The organism is Anaerolineae bacterium (assembly GCA_025062375.1).
Classification (GTDB): domain Bacteria; phylum Chloroflexota; class Anaerolineae; order SpSt-600; family SpSt-600; genus SpSt-600.
In genome coordinates, this window is sequence record JANXAG010000089.1 from 1 (window position 1) to 554 (window position 554).

Sequence of the window (554 nt, forward strand, 5' to 3'; positions counted from 1 at the left end):
GCCCCATAAGGTGCGGAAGACCCTCAAAAACCTTCAAACCCTTACCTTTAAGGTCCACAAGCCCCAGGCTCAAATCCTTGGGCAAATTGTATAGAGCCAGGCTTGAAATCATGGTCCGCAAAAGCTCGGTTTTGCCGCATCCAGTGGTTCCGGCCACCAGAATGTGGGTTACATCCGGGCTGGCAATGTTCACAAGGATTGGCGAGCCTTCCTCATCCATCCCCAGGATGGAAGAATAGGGTGGGATGTCCTTCAGGCGCAGGCAGAGGGAGGACAGGGTTATGGGCGAGGGATTTCTTCTTGGGATTTCAATGCTTAAAAGTCCATTTCGGCGGTAGATTCGGCAGCCAGGAGCTCCGAGGAAGAGGGCAATTTCTTCAGCCAGGGCTTTTATCTTTTCAACCTTTACCCCGAGGGGTGGGGATAGATGGAAGAGGATATAGCGGGGGGTTATGGTTCCGCCCCTTACCCTGGCCCTTATCCTGTGGGAAGCAAGGACCATCTCTATCTTCCGGGCCTGAAGCTCAAGGTTTCCCCTCATAGCTCATATCCCT

General features: G+C 53.2%; 1 protein-coding gene. It reads right to left on the reverse strand.

The window, feature by feature from the left end:
* Window positions 1-541, reverse strand: a 541-nt coding sequence (locus tag NZ653_10185) for a DNA translocase FtsK (GenBank protein ID MCS7287483.1), incomplete at its 3' end; no start/stop codon positions are given.
* Window positions 542-554: the final 13 nt, after the last annotated feature.